Genomic DNA, 8,491 nt, shown 5'->3' on the forward strand with positions numbered 1-8,491 from the left:
GTCTCGGTCGCTGCGCTCCCTCGCTCAACGGCCGGGTGGGTCGTCGAGCGAGCGTGCCTCTCCGGTCGCTGAGCGAGCGAAGCGAGTCGAAGCGTCGCTCAACGGCCAGGGCGGTGCGCTCAGGCTCTCGGCAGCTCCGGCGTCGACCGCGCCTCCCACGCCTCGCGCATGAAGCGCCGCACGTCCTCATCGACCCTGATGTCGCGCGGACGCAGGTCCCGCGACAGATACAGCCCTTCGAGGGACGTGAGCCGGCTCAGCGCGACGTAGGTCTGACCCGGCGCGAACGCCCCGGAGCCGAGGTCGATGATCGCCCGGTCGTAGGTCTTGCCCTGCGACTTGTGGATCGTGACCGCCCACGCGAGCCGGAGCGGGAACTGCGTGAACTCGGCCACGACGTCGCGCGTGAGCTTCTTGGTCGTCGGCTCGTACGAGTACCGGAACCGTTCCCAGACGGCGGGTTCGACGTCGACCTCCTCGCCGTCGATCTCGACGCGCACCTTCTCACCGAGGATGCGGATGACGGTGCCGATCGTGCCGTTCACCCACCGCGGCGGCTCTCCCGACATGGCGGTGTCGTTGCGCAGGAACATGACCTGAGCGCCGACCTTGAGCTTCAGTTCCGACTCCGCGGGGAGCGCCGCCTCGCCGCGGCCGAAGTCTCCGCTGACCTCGGCGCGGGCCGTCTGCTCCTTGCCGGGCAGCGCGGCGAGGTGCCGGCTGTTGATGCTGTTCACGATGTCGTTGCGCGTGGCGAGGGTGATCATCGGCACCTCCCCCGGCTCCGGGTCGGGGGGCGTGCGCGCCCCCTGGGCGTTGAGCACTCCGGCGATCTCGGCGGTCACCCGTCCGTAGCGCACGGCGTTCAGCATCGCCTTGAAGCCGTCGTCGGACTGGCGGTGGATCTGCACCAGCTCCCGCACGTGCAGTTCGGCGCGGGTGTCGACCTCGAAGAGCCCCTGCTGGTCGGACGACCCGATGCCGCCTGATCCGCCGGCCCAGACCTTGGCGTCGAAGAACCAGAACGAGCGGTAGTGATCCTGCACGTAGCGGGCCTCGTCGCCGCGCGGGGGCACGGGGGCGAGCTGGTACGGGTCGCCGAACATGACGACCTGCACGCCGCCGAACGGCTCGCCTCGGCGTCCGCGCGCCTGACGCAGGGATCGGTCGATGGCATCCATCAGGTCGGCGTTGACCATCGAGATCTCGTCGATCACGAGCGTCTCGATGGCATTGAGGATGCGGCGCGTGTTGTCGTTCTGGTCGATGTCGGAGTCGCCGATCAGACCGATCGGCAACCGGAACAGCGAGTGGATCGTCTGTCCCTCGACGTTCAGCGCCGCGACTCCGGTGGGCGCGCAGATCGCGATCTGCTTCTTCGTGTTCCATGCGAAGTACTGCAGCAGCGTGGACTTTCCGGTGCCGGCGCGACCGGTGATGAACACGTGCTCGCCGGTGTCCTCGATGAGCTGGAACAGCTCTTGCTGCTCCTCGGACAGGGCGGGTAGGGACACGGCTCACTCACGGCAGAAGAACGGATGCTGGCGCTCACCATGCTACGTGCCCGCGCGCGCCTCACGGCGTCACGCTCGGCGTCGTCTCAGGACGCGCTTCTAGACTGACGGCATGGATCAGGTGGAGACGACGACGCCTCGGCGATCCCGTCTCGGCGTCGACCTGGCGCTGCTGGCCCTGGTCGGCGCGATGCTGCTCGCCGCCATCGGGGCGGGAGCATCCGTGCTCTACACGTCGTACTACGGTCCGTCCGCTTTCGTCGTGCGCTATCTCGATCTCCTCTCCAACGGTCGGGCGGCCGATGCTCTGCACGTCCCCGGGGTCGCCCTCGATCGCGCGACGCTGGAGAAGTCCGGCATCACCGGCACGCCCTCGGAGGCGATGCTCCGGCCCGCCGCCCTCGCCGCCCTCACCGATGTCGAGGTCGTGTCGGAGAAGCCGGCGGATGACGACGGCACCGCCGTCACGGTGTCGTACCGGGCTGGTGGGCACGAGGGCAAGACGACCTTCCTCGTGACGCAGGACGGGTGGGCCGGAGTCACCCCGAACTGGCGGTTCGCGACGAGTCCCCTGGCCGTCGTCGACCTCACGCTGAGCGGCGCCGACCAGTACGCGGTCAACGGGTTCGAGGTCGACCGTCGGCAGATCTCCGCCGCGGGGGCGGAAGCCCAACCCCTGGATCCGCTGCCGATGCTCGTCTTCACTCCGGGGCTCTACTCGATCACGGTCGACACGGCCATCTCCACCTCGAAGGGCGTGGGCGTGCTCGCCGACTCCCCGCTGGCCACGACCCCCGTCTCCGTGCAGACGACGCCTACCGACGAGTTCATCGGCGTCGTGCAGCAGCGCGTCGAGGAGTTCCTCACCGAGTGCACCACCCAGCAGGTGCTGCAGCCGACCGCATGCCCGTTCGGGCTCGAGGTGCGCAACCGCCTCTCCTCCCTGCCGGTGTGGTCGATCGCGACGCAGCCGAAGATCACCGTCGTGCCCGACGGAGGACAGTGGCAGATCCCGCCGACGGATGCCGTCGCCCACGTCGACGTCGGCATCAAGTCGCTGTTCGACGGGAGCGTGGAGGAGGTCTCCGAAGACGTCCCGTTCCAGGTCAACGGGACCATCACGATCCTCCCCGACGGGTCGGCGTCGATCCGCGTCGGCTCCCCCGGCGAGGTTCCGCAGGAGTGATCCCGCCCCCGGAGGAGTGACCTCCGAGTCCGCGCATCCGCTCGGCACTTCCGCGATTCGCGTCCGGGTTCTCGTGCTCGGCTGGCCGAGCACGGGGTTCTCGCGCTGGGGTTCTCGTGCTCGGGGTTCTCGTGCCCGGGTGCCCAAGCGCGGCCCAGCCGTTCGGGAGGAGATATCCCGTTCGGGCTGAGGACCTCAGCCCAAACCTCCTCCCGAACGCGAGTTCTCCTCCCGAACAGGCGATGCCGGCACGCCTACGAGCCTGAAAGCACAGGGCCTAGCGGGCCTCGCGCTCGGCCTGACGCCGGTCGCGGTCGGCGAGGGCGGCGAGCTTGGCGTTGTACTCCTCGAGTTCGGCATCCCCCGTGCGGTCCGCGTGCCGATCGCGCCGTTTCTGCAGCTTGGTGTCGCTGCGGCTCCACTGGATCGCGACCGTGATCGCGAGGATCAGCGTGGGGATCTCGCCGATCGACCAGGCGATGCCGCCGCCGATGTACTGATCCTGCATCGGGTCCGGACCCCAGGCGCGGCCCATCGAACCGAACCAGTCGGCGACGATCAGGCCTTCCTGCATCATCATGGCGATGCCGAAGAACGCGTGCATCGCCATGACGGCGATCAGGGTGATCAGGCGACCGGGGTACGGCAGGCGGTACGGCACCGGATCGGCGCCGATCAGGCTCATCACGAAGAGGTAGCCCGAGATCAGGAAGTGGATCGTCATCCACTCGTGGCCCAGGTGCTCGTACATCGACCAGCGCACCAGATCGGTGAAGTAGAACGCCCACAGCGACAGGATGAAGATCGCCGCCGCGACGAACGGGTGGGTCACGACGCGGGCGAACGGCGAGTGCACGGCCCACATGATCCACTCGCGACCGCCGCGGGTGCCGTCGTCGCGCTTGTGGATCGCGCGCAGCGCCAGCGTGACCGGAGCACCGGCGACGAGCAGCAGGGGGATCGCCATGGACAGCATCATGTGTCCGAGCATGTGCACGCTGAACAGGTACTCCTGATACGCGTTGATCGGCCCGCCGGTGACCCAGACCAGCATCAGCAGACCCAGCACCCAGAACACCGTCCGGTGGATCGGCCAGCGGTCGCCGCGCAGGCGCAGACGACGCACGCCCGCGAGGTAGAAGAAGAGCCCGAACCCGGCGGCCACCAGCCACAGGATGTCGATGTCCCACTGCGTGAACCAGCGGTCGATGGTGAACTCGGGCGGAAGCTCGGAGCCGGTCAGGTTCTGCGCGGGCGTGCGCACGAAGGGCGCCTCGTCTCCCACCGGCGGGGGCGTGCGCGCCAGTGCGGCCGCCGCTCCTGAGGCGAGCCCCATCAGCGCGATCTCGCACATCACGAGCATCCAGAACCAGCCGGCGGCGCGCGGACCCTCGAGCTTGGGGATCAGCCGCACCCGGTACCAGGCGCCGAGCAGGCCCATGGCGCACAGGAGCACGACCTTGGCGAGCAGGATGCCGCCGTACGGCGTCCACAGCGCGCTCCAGTCGCCGAGCGCGACGATCGACCGGGTGACGCCCGAGACGGCGACGACAGCGAACGCCGCGATCGCGAGGGTCGAGTAGCGCCGCACCAGATCGGCGACGGGAACATCGCCCCGGCCGCGGAGCAGGATGACCAGCAGCAGACCGCCCAGCCACACCGCCGCGCCGACGGTGTGCAGCAGGATCGAGTTCACCGCCATGTTGTGGCCGGCGAGATCACCCGAGTGCCCCTGAGTTGCGAGCGGGAGGAAGGATGCCGCGGCCAGCAGCGCCGTGATCAGAGTGGCCGTCCACGACCGCCATGCGAAGGCGAGCACCGTGATGACGGAACCGACGATCGTCGTGATCAGCCAGGACTGGCCGAGGGAGGTCTCGAGGAGGAACTTCCCGAGCTGCGCCCCGAACTGCGCATCTGCGCTGAGCTTCGGCGCGAAGGCGTTCATGAATGAGAGGAAGCCGGTGATACCCGCCGTGACCGTGAAGACGGCGGCGCCGATCGAGGAGATGTTCAGCGCCGTGTCGAAGGACTTCTCACCGCTGCGCAGCGCGAAGAGCGCGAGGACGAGGGAGCCGAGCATCGCCGCCGCTGCGACGTTCATGACGAGCTTGACCAGCGGGAGCGCCCACCGCACGAACGGCCCCGGGTCACGGATGAGCAGAGGCTCAGCGCCCCCGCCGTACATGAGGGCGATGGTCACCGCGATGACGCCCGCGGCGAGGAGCAGCCCGACTCCGCCGAGACGGTACGCCGACAGTGTCGGGGGCTGCGCGGCGCGGGAAGTCACCCCTCCAGCCTAAGCCGCGCGGCGCGGCATCCCGACCGGCGCGGGGCTCCGACGCACGAAGGCCGCCACCCCGAGCGGGGCGGCGGCCTTCGGTGAGGAAGCGGTCTTACTTGACGGCTGCCTTGAGCTTGGAACCAGCGGTCACCTTGACGCGCTTGCCGGCCGGGATCTTGATCTCGGCGCCGGTCTGCGGGTTGCGGCCCGTACGAGCGGCGGTCGCGACCTGCTCGAACGAGATCCAGCCCGGGATCGAGACCTTGCTGCCCTTGGCAACAGCGTCGGAGACCGAGGAGAACAGCGCGTCGAGGACACCCGAGACGGTGGCCTGGCTCTGGCCGGTGGCGGAAGCGATGCTCGCGACGAGCTCGGTCTTGGTGATGGACTTGTCAGCCATGTCATCCTCCAGCGACGAGGATCCCGTCGCATCGTTGTGTGAGTCGGAGCGGATGCTCCTGGTCGAGTGACCGCCTTGAATGTATCAACGACAGCCGACATTTCCGCGTCATTTCGCGGGTTTTGGTCATTTTCAGGGCGTGTCGCGTCACATTTGTCACTTCAGTCACAGATTCGAGGGGCGCAACCGTGCCCCGAACAGTGATGGCCGCGACGCTCAGCGGGCTCGGTGAGCCGCGATGACCGACCGCGCCGTGCGCTCGAACGCCGGATTCACGCGTTCATCGCCATCGAGGTAGCCGCCGACCAGGGCCGCATCGCGCAGCAGGACCAGGGATGCCGCGGCATCCGCCGGGCGCTCCAGCGCCGCCCCCTCCGCCACGCTCTGCAGCGTCGAGCGGAACCACTCCCGATGCTCGGCGATGAGCGCGCGCACCGCGCCGTCGGCATCCGGGTACTCGGCGGCCGCGTTGATGAACGGGCACCCGCGGGTGTGGCGGTCTCGGATGTCGGCGGCGATGCCGGCGATCACCGCCTCGAGCAGCTCGTCGGGGTCGGACACCGCGGCGCCCGCGTCGGCGAACATCCCCCTGAGCAGCTCGTCCTCATTGCGCAGGTAGGCGAGCACGAGGTTCTCCTTGCCGCCGAACTGCTTGTAGAGCGTGGCTCTGGTGACCTGTGCCTCGTCGATGATGCGGTCGACGCCGACCGCATGGATGCCCTCCTCGTAGAAGAGGTGGGTCGCCGCATCGATGAGTCGGGTGCGGGCGGGGCTCGGGCGCTTCGGAGTGGTGTTCATGATGGTCCTCCCTCATCGTCGCATCCGTCGGGCGACTTCTCGACATCGGGAATAGATTGCAGTAGATAGAACGTTCGGTCTACTATCAGCATAGCCCCCGCAGCAGGCGAGGGGCCCGAACCAGGAGAAGAAGACATGAGCACCACCGAGAAGACGCCGATCGTCCTGATCCACGGCCTGTGGATGACGCCGAAGAGCTGGGACACCTGGGCGGAGCGGTTCCGCGCACGGGGACACGAGGTGATCGTCCCCGGGTGGCCCGGCATCGACGATCGCACGGTCGCAGACATCCGACGCGACCCCTCCGCGCTGAAGGGCATCGGACTGAAGAAGATCGTCGACCACTACGAGCGCATCATCCGCGCTCTGCCCGTGAAGCCGATCATCATGGGCCACTCCTTCGGCGGGGTCATCACCCAGATGCTCGCCGACCGCGGCGTCGGGGCCGCCTACGTCGGCGTCGCCCCCGGACAGACGGCAGGCGTTGTCGCGCTCCCCCTCTCCACGCTGTGGACGGGAACCCCGATCCTCTCCAACCCCTTCGGCATCAACGGCGCCAAGCCGCTGTCGAAGCGGCACTTCCACTTCACCTTCGGCAACGACCTCTCGCGTACGGCATCCGACGCCCTGTGGGAGGAGTACGCCGTGAACTCGTACAACCGCGTGTTCTTCGAGGGAGTCGGCTCGGTCTTCAACGAGAAGGGCGGCGTCACCCACGTCGACTACGCCCGCGCCGATCGCGCCCCGCTGCTCGTCATCACCGGCGAGATCGACCACGTCGTGCCGCCGGCCATCGGGCGCGCACTCGTCAAGAAGTACCGCTCGTCGGGCAGCCCCGCCGTCGTCGAGTACCGGGAGTACGCGGGACGCACGCACCGACTCGTCAGCCAGGACGGCTGGGAGGAGATCGCCGACGACGCCCTCGACTGGGCCGTGTCGCACGCCGCGTGACGGGGCAGGGCAGGGCCTGGCAAGGGCAGGACAAGTTGCCGGGCAGGGCAGAGCAGGGCAGAGCAAGGCATGGGCATGGGCATGGGCCGGGCAGGTTGCCGGGGCGCTGCGTGGATCGCCCGACGGGAGGAGATCTCACGTTCGGGCTGAGGATTCTGCCGGATTCCTCAGCCCGAGCGTGAGAACTCCTCCCGTGAGTGCGTTCGGTCTGGCGAGGGAGCACCGCGGGGCATCGCCGCACGGGAGCCCGCTCAGGCCGCGAGGTGCAGGCGCTGACCGATCGCGGCGAGAATCATCCGCTGCACCTCGGCCCAGTGGTTCATGAGCTGGTCGTATCCGATGCGGATGACGTGGTACCCGTGCAGCTTCAGCAGGGCATCGTGAGCGATGTCGCTGGCGCGTTGCGCTCCCACGTGATGACCTCCGTCGATCTGGATGACGAGTCGGTCGCCGAGGAGGAAGTCGACTCGATGCCCGAGTATCCACACCTGCGGTGTGATCGGGATGTTCAGCCACCGCAGTCGCGTACGGAAGATCGTCTCAGTTCCGGCATCCGCGAACGGCCGGGCGTCGGCGAGTAGACGCCTCGCCGACGGCGGGAGCGGTGAGCGCTCCAGGATGCCGGGATCGACGACCCGCACGCGCAGAGCCGACTCCCACGTGGCGAGGGCGCTCTCGTAGGGCTGACAGCGGGAGATGAGGACCAGCGCGTTCTCCATCGAGTCCTCGCAGGTGTCGACGTCGCGGGGAACGAGCGGAACACTCCAGTGGATCACCCCACGCATCGTCTTCACGTGGCCCGCAGTGGGCGGCGCCGCCACGTGCGGCTCGGAGGAGTCGAGGACCCACAGCCCCTTGCGCGCGGCGAGCGTCACGCAGCTGAGCACCACGCCACGACGGGCTGCCGCGACGAGCAGCGGATCGGCATCCCTCATGGCCACCCAGCCGCGTCGCACCGAGACGATGTCGCCGCGCTCACGAGCGCGACGCAGGGCATATGCTGCGACGCCGTCGCGGCGGAGAGTCTCGACACGCGCGACGCCGTCGCGCTTCATGAGTGCGGCGACCGGATCCATTCGTCGATCATGCCCATCTGCGGCATCCGTGCTGGCCTCGCTGGGCGCCGAACCCACGATCTGGGGACAGATGCTGGACTTCCGGCTCTGTGGAGGAAGACTGCGAATCGCACGACGGGAGGAGATCTCACGTTCGGGCTGAGGATTCTGCCGGATTCCTCAGCCCGAGCGTGAGAACTCCTCCCCAGCATGCGAGAGGTTGGCCAGGTCAGGGCGCCGGGGCGCCGGGGCAGGAATACAGGAGCAGGGAAGCTCGGCGCGGGGGCAGGGATGCAGGGGGAGGAT

Annotated in this window: 7 protein-coding genes; 2 read left to right on the top strand and 5 right to left on the bottom strand. The window is 68.5% G+C overall.

From position 1 onward, the window contains the following. Positions 1-119: 119 nt before the first annotated feature. Positions 120-1,514: an ATP-dependent RecD-like DNA helicase gene (locus CQ047_RS18455; protein ID WP_105677497.1), complete on the bottom strand. Its 1,395-nt coding sequence runs from the start codon at positions 1,512-1,514 to the stop codon at positions 120-122. 112 nt (positions 1,515-1,626) lie between these two features. On the opposite strand from CQ047_RS18455, the gene CQ047_RS18460 reads away from it, so the two are divergent. Beyond that, complete coding sequence (locus CQ047_RS18460) at positions 1,627-2,700, top strand: hypothetical protein (protein WP_105677498.1); 1,074 nt, start codon at positions 1,627-1,629, stop codon at positions 2,698-2,700. A 277-nt stretch (positions 2,701-2,977) separates the two neighbouring features. On the opposite strand, the gene CQ047_RS18465 is transcribed toward CQ047_RS18460, so the two are convergent. The 3 genes from CQ047_RS18465 to CQ047_RS18475 all read right to left on the bottom strand — a co-directional run bounded on the left by CQ047_RS18465 (position 2,978) and on the right by CQ047_RS18475 (position 6,179). Then, positions 2,978-4,885: a cytochrome c oxidase assembly protein gene (locus CQ047_RS18465; RefSeq protein WP_105677505.1), complete on the bottom strand. Its 1,908-nt coding sequence runs from the start codon at positions 4,883-4,885 to the stop codon at positions 2,978-2,980. A gap of 208 nt (positions 4,886-5,093) precedes the next feature. Further along, the gene (locus tag CQ047_RS18470; protein ID WP_050724056.1) at positions 5,094-5,381 is read right to left on the bottom strand and encodes an HU family DNA-binding protein; all 288 of its coding nucleotides are present in this window, start codon (positions 5,379-5,381) and stop codon (positions 5,094-5,096) included. A 216-nt stretch (positions 5,382-5,597) separates the two neighbouring features. Continuing rightward, on the bottom strand, positions 5,598-6,179 hold the full coding sequence (locus CQ047_RS18475) for a TetR/AcrR family transcriptional regulator (protein WP_105677500.1): 582 nt from the start codon (positions 6,177-6,179) through the stop codon (positions 5,598-5,600). Positions 6,180-6,314: 135 nt separating this feature from the next. Here CQ047_RS18475 and CQ047_RS18480 point away from each other — a divergent pair, with 135 nt between their 5' ends. Then, positions 6,315-7,130, top strand: a complete 816-nt coding sequence (locus tag CQ047_RS18480) for an alpha/beta hydrolase (RefSeq protein WP_105677502.1) — start codon at positions 6,315-6,317, stop codon at positions 7,128-7,130. A gap of 251 nt (positions 7,131-7,381) precedes the next feature. On the opposite strand, the gene CQ047_RS18485 is transcribed toward CQ047_RS18480, so the two are convergent. Next, positions 7,382-8,206: a DUF559 domain-containing protein gene (locus CQ047_RS18485; protein WP_105677503.1), complete on the bottom strand. Its 825-nt coding sequence runs from the start codon at positions 8,204-8,206 to the stop codon at positions 7,382-7,384. Positions 8,207-8,491 lie beyond the last annotated feature (285 nt).

It is taken from the genome of Microbacterium sp. MYb72 (assembly GCF_002979415.1).
Classification (GTDB): Bacteria; Actinomycetota; Actinomycetes; order Actinomycetales; family Microbacteriaceae; genus Microbacterium; species Microbacterium natoriense.

Excerpts from the sequence above, each read along its gene's own strand:
- CQ047_RS18460 (WP_105677498.1), top strand. The coding sequence starts at position 1,627 with ATGGATCAGGTGGAGACGACGACGCCTCGGCGATCCCGTCTCGGCGTC.
- CQ047_RS18465 (WP_105677505.1), bottom strand. The coding sequence starts at position 4,885 with ATGTACGGCGGGGGCGCTGAGCCTCTGCTCATCCGTGACCCGGGGCCG.
- CQ047_RS18470 (WP_050724056.1), bottom strand. The coding sequence starts at position 5,381 with ATGGCTGACAAGTCCATCACCAAGACCGAGCTCGTCGCGAGCATCGCT.
- CQ047_RS18475 (WP_105677500.1), bottom strand. The coding sequence starts at position 6,179 with ATGAACACCACTCCGAAGCGCCCGAGCCCCGCCCGCACCCGACTCATC.
- CQ047_RS18480 (WP_105677502.1), top strand. The coding sequence starts at position 6,315 with ATGAGCACCACCGAGAAGACGCCGATCGTCCTGATCCACGGCCTGTGG.
- CQ047_RS18485 (WP_105677503.1), bottom strand. The coding sequence starts at position 8,206 with ATGGATCCGGTCGCCGCACTCATGAAGCGCGACGGCGTCGCGCGTGTC.